Annotated in this window: 20 protein-coding genes and 2 pseudogenes; 9 read left to right on the top strand and 13 right to left on the bottom strand. The window is 41.2% G+C overall.

Translation table 11 applies throughout. The annotated features are described in order from the left end of the window. Window positions 1-36: 36 nt before the first annotated feature. The 3 genes from KV40_RS03185 to KV40_RS03175 are packed head-to-tail and all read right to left on the bottom strand — an operon-like array spanning window position 37 to window position 1099. Window positions 37-534 (bottom strand): CBS domain-containing protein, encoded by a 498-nt coding sequence (locus KV40_RS03185; protein ID WP_036477927.1) that lies wholly within the window; start codon window positions 532-534, stop codon window positions 37-39. A 58-nt stretch (window positions 535-592) separates the two neighbouring features. Then, on the bottom strand, window positions 593-898 hold the full coding sequence (locus KV40_RS31755) for a late competence development ComFB family protein (protein WP_052055305.1): 306 nt from the start codon (window positions 896-898) through the stop codon (window positions 593-595). A gap of 18 nt (window positions 899-916) precedes the next feature. Beyond that, window positions 917-1099, bottom strand: coding sequence for a DUF4278 domain-containing protein (locus KV40_RS03175; protein ID WP_036477923.1), 183 nt, complete (start codon window positions 1097-1099; stop codon window positions 917-919). Window positions 1100-1358: 259 nt separating this feature from the next. Here KV40_RS03175 and KV40_RS34585 point away from each other — a divergent pair, with 259 nt between their 5' ends. From KV40_RS34585 to KV40_RS03165, 3 genes are all read left to right on the top strand, one after another. Further along, the gene (locus tag KV40_RS34585) at window positions 1359-1538 is read left to right on the top strand and encodes a hypothetical protein (protein ID WP_156113923.1); all 180 of its coding nucleotides are present in this window, start codon (window positions 1359-1361) and stop codon (window positions 1536-1538) included. 264 nt (window positions 1539-1802) lie between these two features. Beyond that, window positions 1803-2711, top strand: coding sequence for a hypothetical protein (locus KV40_RS03170; RefSeq protein WP_036477920.1), 909 nt, complete (start codon window positions 1803-1805; stop codon window positions 2709-2711). 10 nt (window positions 2712-2721) lie between these two features. Then, complete coding sequence (locus tag KV40_RS03165; RefSeq protein ID WP_052055304.1) at window positions 2722-5349, top strand: cation-transporting P-type ATPase; 2628 nt, start codon at window positions 2722-2724, stop codon at window positions 5347-5349. Window positions 5350-5352: 3 nt separating this feature from the next. Here the strand turns inward: KV40_RS03165 and KV40_RS03160 are convergent, their stop codons facing one another. Continuing rightward, a complete protein-coding gene (locus KV40_RS03160; RefSeq protein WP_036477917.1) occupies window positions 5353-5721 on the bottom strand; it encodes a hypothetical protein in 369 nt (122 codons plus the stop codon). A gap of 134 nt (window positions 5722-5855) precedes the next feature. Here KV40_RS03160 and KV40_RS03155 point away from each other — a divergent pair, with 134 nt between their 5' ends. Both KV40_RS03155 and KV40_RS03150 read left to right on the top strand, forming a co-directional pair. Beyond that, entirely contained in the window at window positions 5856-6875 is a 1020-nt protein-coding gene (locus tag KV40_RS03155) for a dihydroorotate dehydrogenase-like protein (RefSeq protein ID WP_036477914.1), read from the top strand. A 68-nt stretch (window positions 6876-6943) separates the two neighbouring features. After that, window positions 6944-8089, top strand: coding sequence for an ATP-dependent 6-phosphofructokinase (locus KV40_RS03150; protein WP_036477912.1), 1146 nt, complete (start codon window positions 6944-6946; stop codon window positions 8087-8089). Window positions 8090-8101: 12 nt separating this feature from the next. Here the strand turns inward: KV40_RS03150 and KV40_RS35595 are convergent, their stop codons facing one another. From KV40_RS35595 to KV40_RS34035, 9 genes and pseudogenes are all read right to left on the bottom strand, one after another. Beyond that, the gene (locus KV40_RS35595; protein WP_172657221.1) at window positions 8102-8266 is read right to left on the bottom strand and encodes a hypothetical protein; all 165 of its coding nucleotides are present in this window, start codon (window positions 8264-8266) and stop codon (window positions 8102-8104) included. 115 nt (window positions 8267-8381) lie between these two features. After that, window positions 8382-8843, bottom strand: coding sequence for a hypothetical protein (locus tag KV40_RS03145; protein ID WP_371260765.1), 462 nt, complete (start codon window positions 8841-8843; stop codon window positions 8382-8384). Window positions 8844-8866: 23 nt separating this feature from the next. Continuing rightward, the gene (locus tag KV40_RS03140; RefSeq protein WP_052055303.1) at window positions 8867-9391 is read right to left on the bottom strand and encodes a universal stress protein; all 525 of its coding nucleotides are present in this window, start codon (window positions 9389-9391) and stop codon (window positions 8867-8869) included. 96 nt (window positions 9392-9487) lie between these two features. Then, window positions 9488-9721 (bottom strand): HypC/HybG/HupF family hydrogenase formation chaperone, encoded by a 234-nt coding sequence (locus KV40_RS03135; protein ID WP_036477904.1) that lies wholly within the window; start codon window positions 9719-9721, stop codon window positions 9488-9490. A gap of 22 nt (window positions 9722-9743) precedes the next feature. Continuing rightward, complete coding sequence (locus KV40_RS03130; RefSeq protein WP_036477901.1) at window positions 9744-9965, bottom strand: DUF4327 family protein; 222 nt, start codon at window positions 9963-9965, stop codon at window positions 9744-9746. A 157-nt stretch (window positions 9966-10122) separates the two neighbouring features. Further along, a complete protein-coding gene (gene hypF / locus KV40_RS03125; RefSeq protein ID WP_036477898.1) occupies window positions 10123-12423 on the bottom strand; it encodes a carbamoyltransferase HypF in 2301 nt (766 codons plus the stop codon). 101 nt (window positions 12424-12524) lie between these two features. Continuing rightward, window positions 12525-12911, bottom strand: coding sequence for a DUF4440 domain-containing protein (locus KV40_RS03120; protein WP_036477895.1), 387 nt, complete (start codon window positions 12909-12911; stop codon window positions 12525-12527). Between the two features lie 26 nt (window positions 12912-12937). Continuing rightward, a pseudogene (locus tag KV40_RS03115) lies at window positions 12938-13123 on the bottom strand (adenosine-specific kinase); the annotation flags it as partial. A 24-nt stretch (window positions 13124-13147) separates the two neighbouring features. Beyond that, window positions 13148-13342 (bottom strand): annotated as a pseudogene (locus KV40_RS34035) (Hsp20/alpha crystallin family protein); the annotation flags it as partial. A gap of 144 nt (window positions 13343-13486) precedes the next feature. Between KV40_RS34035 and KV40_RS03105 the strand changes: the two are divergent. From KV40_RS03105 to KV40_RS03090, 4 genes are all read left to right on the top strand, one after another. Continuing rightward, window positions 13487-14314, top strand: a complete 828-nt coding sequence (locus KV40_RS03105) for a DUF6544 family protein (RefSeq protein WP_036477892.1) — start codon at window positions 13487-13489, stop codon at window positions 14312-14314. A gap of 80 nt (window positions 14315-14394) precedes the next feature. Then, the gene (gene hoxU / locus KV40_RS03100; protein WP_036477889.1) at window positions 14395-15117 is read left to right on the top strand and encodes a bidirectional hydrogenase complex protein HoxU; all 723 of its coding nucleotides are present in this window, start codon (window positions 14395-14397) and stop codon (window positions 15115-15117) included. 44 nt (window positions 15118-15161) lie between these two features. Next, the gene (locus KV40_RS03095) at window positions 15162-15386 is read left to right on the top strand and encodes a hypothetical protein (protein ID WP_036477887.1); all 225 of its coding nucleotides are present in this window, start codon (window positions 15162-15164) and stop codon (window positions 15384-15386) included. Between the two features lie 2 nt (window positions 15387-15388). Then, the gene (locus KV40_RS03090) at window positions 15389-15931 is read left to right on the top strand and encodes an oxidoreductase (protein WP_036477885.1); all 543 of its coding nucleotides are present in this window, start codon (window positions 15389-15391) and stop codon (window positions 15929-15931) included. The last annotated feature ends 175 nt before the right edge of the window (window positions 15932-16106 follow it).

Here is a 16106-nt window from a genome sequence, read left to right as displayed (position 1 = left end):
CAATTAAACGCATCTAGATTCAGTTGAGAAAAAGTTTTAGCCGCTACACCAGTTTTCATAGAGTGGATCGGTTTCGATTTGCCACTCTTTATCCATCGATTCATCTAAAGGCAGTTCGGCAAATTCTTCTAGATTAGGAGGCTGTAATTTGCCTTTATTTACGGTCAAATTGGTTTTTGACAGGATATCTGTTAGAGAAACAATACCCAGCAGTTTGTCTTTGATTACTGGAGCAACGCGAATTTTAGCCCTAGAAAACAATTTGACAATATGTTCTACTGCTAAATCGGGATTGACTACGATACAAGGCTTGGTCATTACTTCGCAGACATAGGTTAATTCTGGGTGCTGTGAGTTGGCAATGGCTCGCGAAATATCGGTTGCGGTGACAATACCGTAAGCATCTTTGTCTGAAGCGCGATCGACAATTAAGGCTCGTAGACGATATCGCTGCATAACTCTAGCCGCCTCGGCGATCGTGGCTAAACCGTCTATACTAATTACATTAGTGGACATAATATCTGATGCTTTCATGGCTATTATCCTTTTTTCAACTACCAACTAAACTCGATTGGCAAAGCGACTTAATCTTCTAATCGCAAATTCGATCTAAATGTTTCGCTGGTACGAGATAATCGATTCCTTGAAACACTAAAGCTTCAATCTGAATTTGGTATTCTAAGAATGCTTCCAAATCGCGATCGCAATTATCGAGCGCACCATCGTTTATAGTTCCATATACGCTAGGAATGCGATTCAAGATATAAGCGATTAACTCTTGTCGTAAGTCGGAATTGTTTAACTGCAATTGGTGGAGTTTATGGGGGTACATTTCCAAGAGTAAATCTATTTCTCGTTCGACTATCGGTAAAGTCAAATTGATAACTTTTTTAGACATTGCTAACTCCAGATAGAACTATTTGATATAGTGAATGCCACGATATACTAGTTCGTCATGATGAGCGGGAATATAGTGCGGTTCTTTCAGGCGATGGAGTTTCCAGGCTGTACCGCGATATTTACCGCCTATTTCACCTTCGCTCACTTGCCATTCTAAGTAAGGGTCTTCATAATCTCGACCGTGAAAATGTAGTTTCATAGTTACTGCCCTCCGTTCTGACAGACGAGAAAATTTAAATATGATACTCGTCTACTCTTTTAGAAAAAACTTATTGCTCGTTCTTTCTATCCTCAGCATAAGCAAATAAATTGAAGAACTTGTGAGTAAGAGCAAGTAGCGATCGATAAGTCTAATTTATTTTTCTGCTTCACAAATTCCTCAAACATTTGACCTAATTTTAAAGTGAATAAAGAACTATAACCCTACATAACTGTTCTATATCCACAAGAGGTTAGTTATGGTGCGAACGCCTGCTAAAGAAATTACCAAAACCCATGCAACTCTCGACGGTAATGAAGCCGTCGCCCGTGTAGTTTATCCCCTCAACACAGGAAGCACAGGATATGGCTTTAATCCCCATTATTCGACCATGATGCTGTTGATGGTGTTCCAGCCGCGAGATTTACAGAGGCACTAGTACGAAATATTGAGAGCGCAATAGAATTATAAGCACATAACATTGCTTTCTCCTCACAAGATCCTCAAGCTTTTAACTTAACTTGAAGATAAAATTCTCTAATTGCGATCGCGCCATTCGTGGCTCTCCGTAGATCTGTCTCTAGTTAGGTTGTGCCCGATAAGAGCGACCTACTTCCATAAGAGCTATAGATGAAATTTTAACGAAGTCAGAAGTCAGTTAGACAAAAACAACTAATAACCAACTAGATCGAGAGAGTATTAAATGAATTGGCAAAAAATAAAAACTTTGATTTTAGCTTTTATAGCAGCTTTCTTAGTCATTTTAGTTACTGGAGTTGCTGTGGCTCAAAACGAAAACGAGATTCAAATTTTTAAAATGGGTACTGATGTTACAGTGCCAGAGCAACAGGTACTGACTGATGCTGTAGCTATTGGGGGAAAGGTTACTATTCTCAATGGGGGGCATGTTACTAACGATGCCCTGGCTATTGGTGGTGACGTAATTCTCAAACCTAATGCTCGTATAGATGGAGACGCGATCGCCATTGGTGGGGAAATTATTAAAGAGCCAGGGGCAATAGTTGGCGGTAGTGAAGTGGTGATGTTTAGTAACGCCAAAGTCTTATTCAATCGCTTTGGCTTATTAGGAACTATTTACCTAACCAATGTCATCTTCTCATTAATTACTTTGGTAATTGTCTTTGCTTTTGGCGCATTTTTACTATTACTGCTACCAGGACACCTCGAAACGATTACCGCTACCATGCACCATCATCCATTTAAATGTGGCATGTGGGGTTTAGCTAGTATTGTTGCTATTACTTTATTTGTGGCTCTATTTGCGGGTAGCGTCCTGGGCTTTTTGCTCATCCCCATTGCTAATTTAGCCTTTGTTGTTGCTGGTTTACTCGGAGCGATCGCTACTGGACTCTGGACTGGCAAAAAAGTTTTTTCTCGAAAAGCAACTGGCAAATTCCTCACTTTTTTTGTGGGAATGCTAATTCTTGCCGTAATTAGTTTAATCCCTCTGGCAGGAGGAGCGATTATTTTAATGCTCGATCTGTTTGGTTTAGGTGCAGTGTTGTTGTCACGAGTTGGTACGATGCCGCCAGAAAAGATTAAAAAACAATTCGATCGCTTAGAAGGAACGATGCAGCCATCGGGAGGATAAAAGTTTAACTTTGAAAACAGAGCGATCGCCACAGCTTACCGCCCCTTATTTGAGATCGACAGAAGCAATTATCGCCGAGTTAGAGACTTCTGGTGAGTTGGGACTATCAAGATCGGCAGTTCAAAAAAACCGAGCCAAATATGGGTCTAACGTTCTACCCGAATCCAAAGCACGTTCTGGGTTAGTTATCTTCTTAAGCTACTTTTGGTCGATTCCCGTAGCATTGTTATCTTTCGCTGCCCTACTGTCGCTGGCTACTGACAGTCCAGTAGATGCTTTGGTAATCATGGGCGTAGTAGTTATCAATGCTATTTTGGGTTACGTTACCGAAAGTCGCTCGGAAAAAATCATTCTGTCACTGAACAATTTAGTAAGTTTCTCGGCTGAAGTAATTAGAGATGGTGGCACTAGCAAGATCGCTCCTCAAGCCGTAGTAGTTGGGGATATTTTAGTTCTCAAACCTGGTAGTTACGTTGCTGCCGATGCCAGATTAGTTAAATGCGAACGCCTCAGCATTGATGAATCTGCCCTTACAGGAGAAAGTATTGCCGTTCTCAAAACCTGCAAAACCTTAAGCAAACCAGATATTCCTCTCGCCGAGCGCATCAATATGGTTTATCGCGGTACTTTTGTTACTAGCGGTTGGGGTTTGGGAGTTGTGGTAGCTACAGGGCAGCAGACAGAAATGGGTCGAATTCAGGCGTTAGTGGGCGAAACGACTATTGCGCCTACTCCCCTGGAAAAACAACTAGATCGCGCTGGCGGTCAACTGGTGCTATTGTCCAGTGCGGTATGCCTGATAGTTTTGGCATTGGGTATAATTCGCGGTTATGGTTTTTTAGAAATGCTCAAAACTGCGATCGCCCTAGCAGTTGCTGCCGTACCAGAGGGATTGCCTACCGTTGCCACGATTACTTTGGCACTAGGAATTATCAAGATGAGAGAGCATCGAGTTTTAGTACGTCGTCTCGATGCCATCGAAGCTTTAGGTTCGGTTCAAACTATCTGTCTGGATAAAACAGGTACGCTGACTAATAACAAGATGTCTGTAGCGGAAATTCAAACTTTAAATACTAGGATTTCCTTAGAAGCAGCACAATTTCTCCAACTAGAAAACGATTTAGAACTATATAAGTTAATTATAGTTGCGCTCCTGTGTAACGAAAGCAAAGTCAGCAGCAATGGTGATGGCGAACTGCTTGTTGAAGGTTCGCCTACTGAAAAGGCTCTAATAGAGATGGCTATTGCGGCTGGATTGGATGTAACTACACTTCAAACTCAGTATCCGCGATTAGAAATCGCTCGTCGTGTCGATGGTAATAACTATATGGTTACGGTACATAAACTCGATGAATCGCGCGAGTTAATTGCGGTTAAGGGTAATCCTTTAGAAGTACTGGCACTCTGCACTTATCGACTTAAAAACGAGCGACCCGTTATCTTAACTGAGGCAGACAAAAAAGCGATCGCCGCTGCCAATGCCCAAATGACCGCTAAAGCTCTCCGTGTGTTGGGAACTGCATATATAGAGACAACTGCTACAGACGCTCTGAATAACTTTATCTGGTTGGGTCTAATTGGGATTACTAACCCTATTAGAGAGGGAATTAGAGAATCGATCGCCAGTTTTCATCGGGCAGGTATAGATACCGTCATGATTACTGGAGATCAAAAAAACACGGCTCTGGCGATCTCCAAACAATTAAACCTCGGTCACAATAAAGAATTACAGGTAAAACAACTAACAAATATCCAAGAACCATTAACCATCAACCAAACCAATATTTTCGCCCGCATTAGTCCTGCCGATAAACTAAAAATCGTTCGCGCTTACCAAAAGGCTGGCAAAGTAGTAGCAATGACGGGAGACGGAATTAATGATGCTCCTGCTCTCAAAGCTGCCGATGTGGGGATTGCGATGGGAAAATCGGGTACGGATGTTGCTAGAGAAGTTGCCGATATTGTTTTGGCAGATGACAATCTCGAAACGGCGATCGCTGCTGTCAGTCAGGGTAGAACGATTTACAACAATATCAAAAAAGCCCTGCATTTTTTGCTGGCTACTAATCTCAGCGAAATTATGGTGATGACCATCGCCAATCTATTTGGTATCGGTCAACCCCTCAATGCCATTCAGCTTTTATGGCTCAACTTAGTCACCGATATCTTTCCTGGTTTGGCATTGGGGTTAGAAGCACCAGAGGTTGATGTTTTAGACGTTCCTCCTCGTTCTCCAGCGGCAGCAATTATTGATTTTTCCGACTATCAAAGACTTGGTTTTGAAGCAGGTGTTATTTCTGTTTCTACCTTAGTGGCGTATGGCTACAGTATTGCTAGCTACGGTATCGGCGATCGCGCCAGCACTATTGCGTTTATGACCTTGGTTTCGGGTCAACTACTTCATGCTTTCAGTTGTCGTTCGCGTTTACCTTTTTGGCAAGTCAAGCTACAGCCCAATTACTATCTGCTTTTAGCTTTAGGGATTTCTTTGGGTTTACAGTTTGCCTGTCTCTTGCTTCCCAGTCTGGGTAATTTACTCAAGATAACGGCGGTCGCTAGACTGGATTATCTGGTTATTGCTCTTGGTGCATTACTACCATTGATGATTAATGAAGCAACCAAAAAGATTAGTTGTTAGTTGTTAGTTGTTAGGTTTTAATTCTGGGAAGGGCTTATTGTTCCAGATCTGTTGGAGCGATTCTGTGTCAATTTGCAGTATATCTTCACTAAAATAGCGTTCGGAGTCGGTTAAAAACTTCGTTTCTCGTTCAAAATCTTCTCTTCCTGCTTCATAGAATCTTTGAGCGGCTGTTGGCGTAAACAAGCCATTAATAGATAAGTTTTGTCGATCGAGCATGAGGTTTTGCGTTTCTAAAGTCAAAGTTGCACCTGCTGCTGGCATATTGTCCTGAGCTTTAGCAGTTGCGATCGCGCCTGGCAAAATCAAGGCAGTAGCGATTGTTAGAGATTCAAATAAATTAGCAATAAAAAGTAGATTATTAGTTTTCATTTCGCCCTCCAGCAAAATAGGATGGCATCCTTACTTTTATTATAAAAAATCTCTCTAACCAATAGCTTCAAGTCTCTTCACAACATTCTCAAATAATTGATCTAGTCTACAAAACAAACCGAGGAGACAAAAAGATGGTAGATATAACTACAACCTATCTAGGATTGAAACTGCGATCGCCTTTAGTAGTAGGTGCTGCCGCGCCTCTAACCGAAGAGCTAGATAACATCAAACGGATAGAGGATGCTGGTGCCGCCGCAATAGTATTGCATTCTTTATTTGAAGAACAGTTACTCGAAGAACGCTACACGCTATATCATCATCTCACTCACGGTACGGAAAGTTATCCCGAAGCTACTTCCTATTTTCCCGAACGGGAAATCTTTCATGTTGGTTCGGAAGCTTACCTCGACCATATCTGTAGAGCAAAAGAAATGGTAGATATTCCCATTATTGCCAGTCTTAACAGTTCTAGCATTGGTAGCTGGGGTGATTATGCCAAAAGAGTCGAACGAGCGGGTGCTGATGCCTTGGAACTAAATATTTATTATGTTCCTACAGATATCTCCGTGACGGGCGATCGAGTAGAGCAAACCTATATCGATATTGTTCGTACTGTCACTTCAGCAGTCAATCTTCCTGTAGCCGTCAAGCTAAGTCCTTTTTTCAGCAATATAGCAAACATGGCAAAACGCTTGAGCGATGCTGGCGCAGATGCTTTAGTATTATTCAATCGTTTTTATCAACCCGATCTCGATCTAGAAACCTTAGAAATAGAACCTAACTTGCTACTCAGCACTTCTAGAGAAATGCGTCTGCCAATGCGCTGGATTGCCATTCTTTACGGTGCTGTTCCTGTAGACTTTGCTGCTACTAGTGGCATTCGTACCGCTCATGACGTAATTAAAATGCTGATGGTTGGTGCCAATGTCACGATGTTAGTCAGCGTACTTTTAAGTCATGGCATCGAACAGCTACAAAAAATCGAACGCGATCTGGTTGAATGGTTGGAAGCTAAAGAATATAATTCTGTTGCTCAGTTACAGGGCAGTATGAGTCAAATTAATTGCTCCGATCCTAGTATTTTTGAACGAGTGCAATATCTTAAAGCGATACAAACTTATCAGCCACATTGGGGTTTGGTTAGTAGTTAGTAGCCTTTCGACTTTGCTCGTGGCAAGTAGTAGTTAGGGCTTAGCCAATTCAAGTCAACCAAATTAATATGAATAAAAAAATCGGAATTCTTACTAGTGGAGGTGACTGTCCTGGCTTAAATGCTATTATTCGGGCGGCGGTCAAATGTGCCAGTCAGAAAGGATGGGAAGTATATGGCATTCCCTATGGTACCGATGGTTTTTTGAGACTAAAACGGGGAAAATGCCACTCTGACGATTTGATACTAAAAGAACACGGTTATGATTTGCCAGGATTTCTACATGGAATAGATATTTTACAATTTCTCAGTGGCAGTATCTTAGGCTCTTTAAGTAAAGGCAATTCTGACGATATGGCGATCGCCCAAACTATTATACAAGGTTATCGAGATTTACAACTCGATGCTTTAATAGCTGTAGGAGGAGATGGCAGTCTGGATATTATCTACGATCTGGCGCAGCAGGGACAATGGAACATCATTGCCATTCCCAAAACTATCGATAACGACGTACCCTTTACCGATAGATCGATTGGATTCGATACGGCAGTAGATAAAGTAACTTCTGCCCTCTACGATCTTACCTTTACTGCTGCCAGTCACGATCGCACTATGATAGTTCAAGTTATGGGACGCAATGCGGGTCATTTAGCCCTGCGTTCTGGTATTGCTGGTGGTGCTGACATTATTTTAATTCCCGAACTCACACCCAAAATCGACGCTACTTTAGTTAATGATATTTGTATTCGCATTGCTAAGCTACGGAGGGAAGGACGCAAGTTTGCCCTTATTGTCGTTGCAGAGGGAGTCAAAAATGAAGCGGGACAAAAAGAGAAATATATTAGCGATTATTTAGCCCGACAAATTGACACAACTAGTCATAAACTTTGTTTGACAGGCAAGCCTGAATTTTGTGATTTAGCTCGAATTGAAACGCGAGGCACGGTTTTGGGTCATGTTCAACGCAGTGGTACGCCTTCATCTTACGATCGCCTGCTAGCTGCTAGTTTTGCTAAAAAAGCTGTAGATTTAATTGCAGAGGAAAACTATAACCAACTTGTAGTATGGCAAAATGGCGAAGTACAAAGTTGCTCGCTGGATATAGTAGTAACCCATATAAAAGAAGCTCATCGGCTTGGTAAATGTCCCAGTCCTGTAAATCCCAATAGTTTTTTAGTACAAACTGCACGTTCTCTGGGTATCTATCTCAGTTAGGGTTAATAATTTCTAAGAAGCATGTTCCCAGTCGCTTAGTAGTTCGTGCTGTTGTTGCTGTTTTACTTTACGTAGGGGTACTTGAGGAGTTCCCCAATCCATTTGCTGTCTCAATCGAACTTTGCGTTTGAGGTGTTTGTGATTCGACTTGAGAGAATTTTTGTGAGTGTTGACCATGAGACTCACCTTCCTTAGTTGAATTGGCTATGCTGCTTTATTTTCAACATAAGCTAATAGTTTGAAGAAGCCGTGAGGATTTCTCTAGGAATAATAAATGAATAGAATATGACATTTAATTAGCTTTGATTTGATGGTATTGGGGAAGACGACCAGAAGCAATTCGCAACCATTGATAGGCAACTAGATTTAGTAAGATGCCGATTGCCAACAACAGCACCATTAGAGCAATCTGATACCAGGCAACAGGTATAACCAATAAATCGGCGATCGCATGAAAGAAATTTAAAACCGTATAAACTATCGTCAAACCAAAATGGAGCTTTCGATAAGATTTCGATTCATAAAATGCCGTAGCCACAATTGCGATAATGGGCAAGACAAAAAAGATTAGCATTCCCCATAAAATAGGTGCGATTTCTGCCATAGTTGCTGTTTGCTGGTGATGGTGTCCCACAATCGCTACGTCGATCCCATGAAACAAGGGCATTAAGGCTAACTGAGTATGAAACAGAGTTCCCAACAGAAACACCGTCCACAAAGCGATGATTTTTTCTCGATAGTTTATCGGATTGATTCTAGTCATTATTATTTCTCCTGCTAACTAATAACTTCCGTAGTTCGATTTACTTCATCTGTTTCCGATGCTTTAGTTCCCTGAACCACTAAAACCGTACAGGAAGCATGATGAATTACATAGTTGCTGACGCTACCTAAAAGTATTTCCGAGATATTTTTATGACCCCTGCGACCGATAACAATTAAATCTGCACCCCACTCTTTAGCGCGATTGACAATACCAATATTGCAATTACCTACTTGGCATTCAGCTTTACAGTCAATTTCCAGAGAGCTTGCTTTTTGCGTATAACTTTCTAGCCAACTCTTACACTGTTCTATTTCTTTTTGTAGACGTTGGTGACTCCATTCATATCGCTCGCCAGCAACGTCAATGTCATATAGAGTTCCCAAACCAACCCAAGGAGATATTTCCTGCATCTCCCAATCGATAAAATGCACTAGCAACATCTGACTAGTTTGTGGTTGGGCTACAGATAAAGCAAACTCAAAAACTGCCGTCGCTTCTGACGAACGATCCAAAGCAACCAAAATTTTCTCAAACATAATCTTCTCCTGGTTTAACCATTTTCAAAGATGGCACTAGCCAGATATCAATAAACTTAAAACTAAACCAAAAACTTGAGGAAGTTGCGATCGCAACTAATTATTAGTGCTTAGTTGCCGAATGTAGTTTAGGGTTTCTTCTGCCGCTTGGCGATCGAGAATACTCAAAGCAAAACCAGCATGAACGATCGCATAATCGCCAACTTTAGCTTCAGGGACATAGGCGAGGCTAACTTGTTTGATAATTCCCCCAAAGCTAACTCTGCCCATTCTCAAAGTGGCATCGCTATCGTCGATAGAAATAATTTTGCCAGGTACCGCCAAACACATAAAGTCCTCTCTCTACCGATTTTCAATCTTCTTGCCACTCTTCTTGGCACAACAAATCGCAAATGCGATCGCGCAACAAATAATCGTTTCTTTCTAGTTCACATTCGGCACAAATCCATTCTCTGGGAGGAATAAATTCACAAAGAATGCAGATTGGCTGGTGGCGATCGATAATTCCTCGTTCTACTAGTTGACGGGCTTCTTGTTTGATTTCATCGATAGAATAGTCAACTGTGGCAACCATGTCATACCTCTAGATATATCGCTCTCAATCTTAAGATAAGTAATTAGCTTGAAGAAATTGTGATGATTTTGAAGGTTGATAGTTAATAGTTAGCATACGAGGAAAATGCTTGTGAGATCTTTAAGATTATCTAGCTTTAGTGAATTAAGGCTCGAAATTATCGTCTTAGTGAGGCAGCTATTTGACCGACAGCAATACCACCATCGTTACAAGGAATACCGTGATGCCAGTACGGAATAAAATCTTCTTGCTTCAATCTAGCGATCGCTCTTTCGGTTAAATATTTATTTTGCCAACAACCACCCGTAAGTAATATCTGTTTTTGCTTAACTTGTTTGGCAACAGCAATTATCATTTCAACTAAGGTGTTGTGAAACTTAGCAGATATTTTAGATTTTGCTCTCTTGTTGGCAACGTCAATCAAAATTCCTCGGACAATTGGTTTCCAGTCAATAATTATCGAGCAATCGCTAGTAGGTTTGGCAGGTTGAATTAATTCAAAACTATAAGTCTCTTCAGTATTTAAATCGGCGATCGCCGATTCTAATTCTATCGCTGCTTGTCCTTCGTAGCTAACTTGCTGACAAATTGACAAAATCGCAGCCATGCCGTCGAACAAACGTCCCATACTAGAAGTTATCGGTACATTGATATTTTTATCTAGCACAGTGCGAAAGTTCTTCAATTCTCCCTCGGTCAATGCTTTAAACCAAGGTAAATAATTAAAGCAATTAGTATTGGTAAATAAAAAATCGCCAAAAATTTCGTAGAGCAAAGCGATCGCAATTCTGGTTGGTTCTTTAATTGCCCGTTCCCCTCCAGGTAGGCGAAAGGTTCGCAAACAAGCCACTCTTTTAAAACCAGTATCGGTAATGCTTAAAAACTCTCCTCCCCAAATCGTACCGTCTAAGCCATATCCCGTACCGTCCCAAGCCACCCCCAATACGGGTTCGTTTAAATCTAAGCCATTATCTACCATGCAGGAAAGAACATGAGCATAATGGTGTTGTACCGAGGATACAGGAATATTTAGTTTCTGGGCATAGTTAGTAGAAAGATAATGAGGATGGCGATCGCAAATAACTTGAGTTGGTTTTAATTCGTATAGGCTTTGAAAGTCATTTATCGTCTGTTGAAATCGCTCGTAAGTAGCCAATGTCTCTAAGTCGCCGATGTATTGACTGAGAAATAGCCGATTATCTTTGGTAAAAGCGATCGCATTTTTTAGATATCCTCCTACGGCAAGCAATTGTTTGTTTTGCTCTACATCGATCGAGATTGGGGAAGGAAATATTGGCAAAGGTGCATAACCTCTTGCGCGTCTGAGGATTTGTTCTCTACCCCCTACTACTCGCACGATTGAATCATCAACGGGACGAACGATAGGGCGATTGTGAACTAAAAACAAGTCGGCAATTCGCTCTAATTTAATTAATGCTTCTCGATTATCGATACAAATTGGTTCGCCACTAAAGTTACCGCTGGTTGCCACGATAGGAAAGTCGAGTTCGTTCATTAATAAATGATGTAGAGGAGTATAGGGCAACATCACTCCCAAATAAGAGTTATGAGGTGCAACCCATTCGCAAGCATAATTGTGTTTTTTTAATAAAACGATGGGAGCTTTAGGAGATAAAAGTAACTTTTCTTCTAAAAAAGATACATGACAGTCTGTTTTAATCCGTTCCAGATTGGGATACATCAACGCCAAAGGTTTGTAGGGACGATGCTTGCGATCGCGCAATTTTTGAACTGCTGTTTCATTAGCTGCATCGACTACTAAATGAAATCCGCCTAATCCTTTAATAGCCATAATTTTCCCCTGGCGAATAGCTTCGGCAGTAGCTAGTAATGCTTCATGATGGGTTGCTAATGTGTTACCCTGTCTATCCCATAGTTCTAAATGAGGTCCACATTCAGGACAGGCATTAGGTTGGGCATGAAAACGGCGGTTTGAAGGATTTTGATATTCTGCCAAACAGCGATCGCACATTGCAAACTGCTGCATTGTCGTATTAGAGCGATCGTAAGGCAAGGCTCTAATAATGCTAAAACGAGAACCGCAGTTAGTACAGTTAATAAAAGGATAGCGATAGCGATAATTAGTAGGGTCGAAAATTTCTTGCCGACATTCAGCACAGGTAGCAAGATCGGGCAAGATCGAGGCTGTTTTTGCTCCCATCGAACTAGATTTAATGGTAAATTCTTGATAGCCGATAGGAGTATGCTGAGAACTAACTACATTTTGAATATTAGATAGGGGAGGTGATTGAGATTTGAGACGAGCTAAAAATGTTTTAAGCTGCGATCGTTCTCCTTCAATTTCTACAGCTACTCCTTCAGAAGAGTTATTCACCCATCCCGTCAATCTTAGTTCTGTTGCCAACCGATAGATAAAGGGGCGAAACCCCACACCTTGAACTGCCCCCTGAATCTTCAAACTCAAACCTTGTTTCATAATTATTTATGGATTAGTCTCTTCCAAGAGGAATCTAAGTCTCGATAGCTTACCCGCATTTGTATGACGAACTACATTCATCATTTTCTACCTCTGGTAAATTATTTGAGATTCCAGATCTGTCTTACAATCGACCATTTTCCTGAGTCTTCTTGGTGAAAAAGCCAGGTCTTAGTGGTTTGGAATGATTTTGTCGCACCATCAGCGCGAGCAACAGTACGAACATCACCATGAGCAATTCCGTAAACCCATTTCTCGCCAATCATTAGGGCATCAACAGGTGTCACTTTGACAGTCCATTTAGCAACGTCATAGTCCTTTTGCTCGCTTTTGGCAATCTCATCTACACCATGTTCTGGCATAGCTCCTGGAGGAATTCTAATCGCGTCTGTAGCAAATAGCTGGCGATATATCTGGGAATCGTTAGCGTTAACTGCATCCTGATATCTCTGGCACATTTCTTTAAGAATTTCTTTCGCATCAGTCATAATGGATATCTCCTGCCGAACAAGGCTTATAACTCGTATCCAATCTGACGCAATAAACTGTGACGGGTTTGGATATCTTGTTTCCCTTCTACGCCTTTGGGAGCAAAGCCATCGATTACCCCCATAATTCCTCGTCCTTGTTGATTTTCAGCCACAATTACTTCTACAGGATTGGCTGTAGCACAGTATATATTGCATACTTCGGGACACTGATAGTTATAACCACCAACTACCAACTAATGACTATTATTTAGATTGACTTTCACCGATTTTTTCGGTGCATCTTTTACTTTGGGTAAAGTAAGAGTTAAAACACCTTTTTTAAAGTTTGATTTAATTTCATCGGTTTTAATAGTCATAGGCAGTGGAATAACCCTCTCAAACTTACCGTAATGAAATTCAGAGTGAAAGTATTTTTTGTCTTTGACTTCGGTTTTCTTTTCTTCTTTTTATTGTCATAGTTAACCTCCAAAATTTTTACGTAGTGATTTGAAGCTTACATTTACAGGTTTAGTAAAATATTTTGAGGATGTTGTGAAGGTTAGTCGTTAGTGGTTTGTAATTTGTGACTCTATATGAAAATTATATTAGTTATTGTTGCAATTGCTATTGTTGGATGTTCGATTTTCTTAGTAATTAGCGTTAAATACAATCGCTCGGTTAATAAAATCTGGCGTTCTCTTAAGTCTCAGCCTACAAATGCAGTCTTTACTCCAGACATGGTTGCAGACTTAGATGAACCAGTACGAAGATATTTCTTACACGCGATCGCACCTGGAACGCCTATAGCTGCTTGTGTAGAACTAGAAATGAGTGGTAGTTTTTGCCTCAAACCAGATGCAGACTGGCTACCAATGAATGCTTCACAAATTATTTCTACTACTCCTCCTGGTTTCGTTTGGAAGGCAAGTATAGGCAAAGCAAGCATGAGCTTTAGCGGTGCGGATTACTACAGTCAAAGTAAAGGCAGAATGAGATTTTTTTTGTGGGGTTTGCTGCCGTTAGTCAATGCCCAAAATAAAAATATCGATCGCTCTGCCGTAGGAAGAATGGGGGCAGAGTATATTTGGCTACCGTCGGCATTGTTACCACAGCATAATGTAGCTTGGCAGGCGATCGCCGATAATATTATTCAAGCTAATTTCAAGATCGATAACGAGCCTATAAACTTAACGTTGACTATTGCTTCTGATGGCAGTTTACTCAAGTTATCTTTGCCACGTTGGGGAGACAAAACCGAAGATAGTAATTGGCAATATATTACCTTTGGGGGAGAAACAAGAGAAGAAAAAACTTTTGATGGTTATACTATCCCTGCAAAAATAAGCGCGGGGTGGTGGTTCGGTACGGATAAATACTGGGAATTTTTTCAATCGTCCATCGAGCGGGCAAAATTCAGTTAGTTATTGCCTAAAAGCTTCACAACTTTCTCAAATTGTTGGTCTATCAATAGTTACAAAACAAAAGACAAACCTTAGTTACAGTGGCAGTCAAAACCTTAACTATTAACGATCGCCTTGTTAGTGCTAGAGAATCTGAAACTATTTTAGAGGCTGCGAGGGATGCGGGTATTCACATTCCTACTCTCTGTTATTTAGAAGGAGTATCGGAAGTTGGTGCCTGTCGCTTGTGCCTGGTGGAAATTGCTGGTAGCAACAAGCTTCAACCTGCTTGCGTTACCAAAGTAGCTGAAGGGATGGAGATTCAGACTAACACCGAACGTTTGCAAAAGTACCGTCGCACTATTATCGAACTGCTGTTTGCCGAAGGCAATCATATCTGTGCCGTCTGTGTGGCTAACGGCAACTGCGAGTTACAAGATTTGGCGGTAGAAATGGGTATGGAACACGTTAGTTTAGCCTATCAGTTTCCCCAGCGTAGCGTAGATTTATCCCACGCTCGCTTTGGTATCGATCGCAATCGCTGTGTGTTGTGTACGCGCTGCATTAGAGTCTGCGATGAAATAGAGGGCGCACACACCTGGGATATGGCAGGTAGGGGACATAATTCTAATGTAATTACCGATTTAGATCGTCCTTGGGGTAGTGCCGACAGCTGCACCTCCTGCGGTAAATGTCTTATGGCTTGTCCGACGGGAGCAATTTTTGCTAGAGGTTCGACGGTAGGAGAAATGACCAAAGAAAGAACCAAGCTGGAGTTTATTACTACTGCGAGGAAGAAAGGAGAATGGCTGGTTCAAAGTTAGTAGTTAGTGATTAGTCGATAATTTCGATTTGGGAGATAAACCAAATGTTGCGTCATATCTTACAGGATCTTGAATGGGGAATTACTTTGGCGATCGCTACTCTAATTCTATTTTTAATTATCGCCCATTTAACGACCGCACCTGCGATCGCTACCATTACCGAAACCAATGACAGTAGTCAAAGAATGGCACGAAGTAGCTGTCAAAAATCTGGAGTTCAAACAACTTCTCTCTGGTTTTCAACTTGCCTGTTAATCACTAACCATTGACAATGAACAAATTAAAACTCGCAACCGTATGGCTTGGCAGCTGTTCTGGCTGTCACATGTCTTTTTTAGATTTAGATGAATGGCTGTTCGAGCTAGCTGCTAGAGTAGATTTGGTTTATAGTCCTTTTGCCGATGTCAAAGAATATCCCGAAGGGGTCGATCTAGTCTTAGTAGAAGGTGCGGTAGCTAACGAGGATAATTTAGAACTGATAAAAAGCGTGCGCGATCGCTCTAAAATTTTAGTTTCTTTCGGCGACTGTGCGGTTACTGGTAATGTTACTGCAATGCGAAATCTGGTTGGCGATACTGAGTCTGTACTTCAGCGTTGCTACCAGGAAGCTGCCGACATTCAGAACCAAATACCCCACGAACCAGAAATAGTTCCAACTTTGTTAGACCAAGTGCAGCCAGTCCATACGGTAGTAACCGTAGATCTCTATCTTCCTGGCTGTCCCCCCGATGCCCAACGTATTCGTGAGGCTTTAGAATCTCTGTTAGCAGTTGGAATACCAAAGTTAACAGGAGAACAAATTAGATTTGGTTAGCGGTCTTTTAAATGCAACTTCTGGGACTTTGTTAAGCGAAAAAGATAGGGGAAATTTCTCAAATCATTACAGCCAATGGCGTTCTTAGTTATTAGCTTAGTTTATGCCGCGCCAACTTCAAGTAATTGTCTTAAAACCAAAATTAATGAGCTTTGGTAAGCTATGATACATTTTA

Origin of the sequence: Myxosarcina sp. GI1 (assembly GCF_000756305.1) — a bacterium.
In the GTDB taxonomy this organism is placed as follows: domain Bacteria; phylum Cyanobacteriota; class Cyanobacteriia; order Cyanobacteriales; family Xenococcaceae; genus Myxosarcina.
Note: the sequence above shows the minus strand (reverse complement) of the source record. Positions and strands in the feature narration are given on the sequence as shown.

Excerpts from the sequence above, each read along its gene's own strand:
- KV40_RS03090 (WP_036477885.1), top strand. The coding sequence starts at position 15,389 with ATGAACAAATTAAAACTCGCAACCGTATGGCTTGGCAGCTGTTCTGGC.
- KV40_RS03105 (WP_036477892.1), top strand. The coding sequence starts at position 13,487 with ATGAAAATTATATTAGTTATTGTTGCAATTGCTATTGTTGGATGTTCG.
- KV40_RS03140 (WP_052055303.1), bottom strand. The coding sequence starts at position 9,391 with ATGTTTGAGAAAATTTTGGTTGCTTTGGATCGTTCGTCAGAAGCGACG.
- KV40_RS03120 (WP_036477895.1), bottom strand. The coding sequence starts at position 12,911 with ATGACTGATGCGAAAGAAATTCTTAAAGAAATGTGCCAGAGATATCAG.
- hypF (WP_036477898.1), bottom strand. The coding sequence starts at position 12,423 with ATGAAACAAGGTTTGAGTTTGAAGATTCAGGGGGCAGTTCAAGGTGTG.
- KV40_RS31755 (WP_052055305.1), bottom strand. The coding sequence starts at position 898 with ATGTCTAAAAAAGTTATCAATTTGACTTTACCGATAGTCGAACGAGAA.
- KV40_RS03150 (WP_036477912.1), top strand. The coding sequence starts at position 6,944 with ATGAATAAAAAAATCGGAATTCTTACTAGTGGAGGTGACTGTCCTGGC.
- KV40_RS03160 (WP_036477917.1), bottom strand. The coding sequence starts at position 5,721 with ATGAAAACTAATAATCTACTTTTTATTGCTAATTTATTTGAATCTCTA.
- KV40_RS34585 (WP_156113923.1), top strand. The coding sequence starts at position 1,359 with ATGGTGCGAACGCCTGCTAAAGAAATTACCAAAACCCATGCAACTCTC.
- KV40_RS03170 (WP_036477920.1), top strand. The coding sequence starts at position 1,803 with ATGAATTGGCAAAAAATAAAAACTTTGATTTTAGCTTTTATAGCAGCT.
- KV40_RS03185 (WP_036477927.1), bottom strand. The coding sequence starts at position 534 with ATGAAAGCATCAGATATTATGTCCACTAATGTAATTAGTATAGACGGT.
- KV40_RS03095 (WP_036477887.1), top strand. The coding sequence starts at position 15,162 with ATGTTGCGTCATATCTTACAGGATCTTGAATGGGGAATTACTTTGGCG.
- KV40_RS35595 (WP_172657221.1), bottom strand. The coding sequence starts at position 8,266 with ATGGTCAACACTCACAAAAATTCTCTCAAGTCGAATCACAAACACCTC.
- KV40_RS03130 (WP_036477901.1), bottom strand. The coding sequence starts at position 9,965 with ATGGTTGCCACAGTTGACTATTCTATCGATGAAATCAAACAAGAAGCC.
- KV40_RS03155 (WP_036477914.1), top strand. The coding sequence starts at position 5,856 with ATGGTAGATATAACTACAACCTATCTAGGATTGAAACTGCGATCGCCT.
- KV40_RS03175 (WP_036477923.1), bottom strand. The coding sequence starts at position 1,099 with ATGAAACTACATTTTCACGGTCGAGATTATGAAGACCCTTACTTAGAA.
- KV40_RS03135 (WP_036477904.1), bottom strand. The coding sequence starts at position 9,721 with ATGTGTTTGGCGGTACCTGGCAAAATTATTTCTATCGACGATAGCGAT.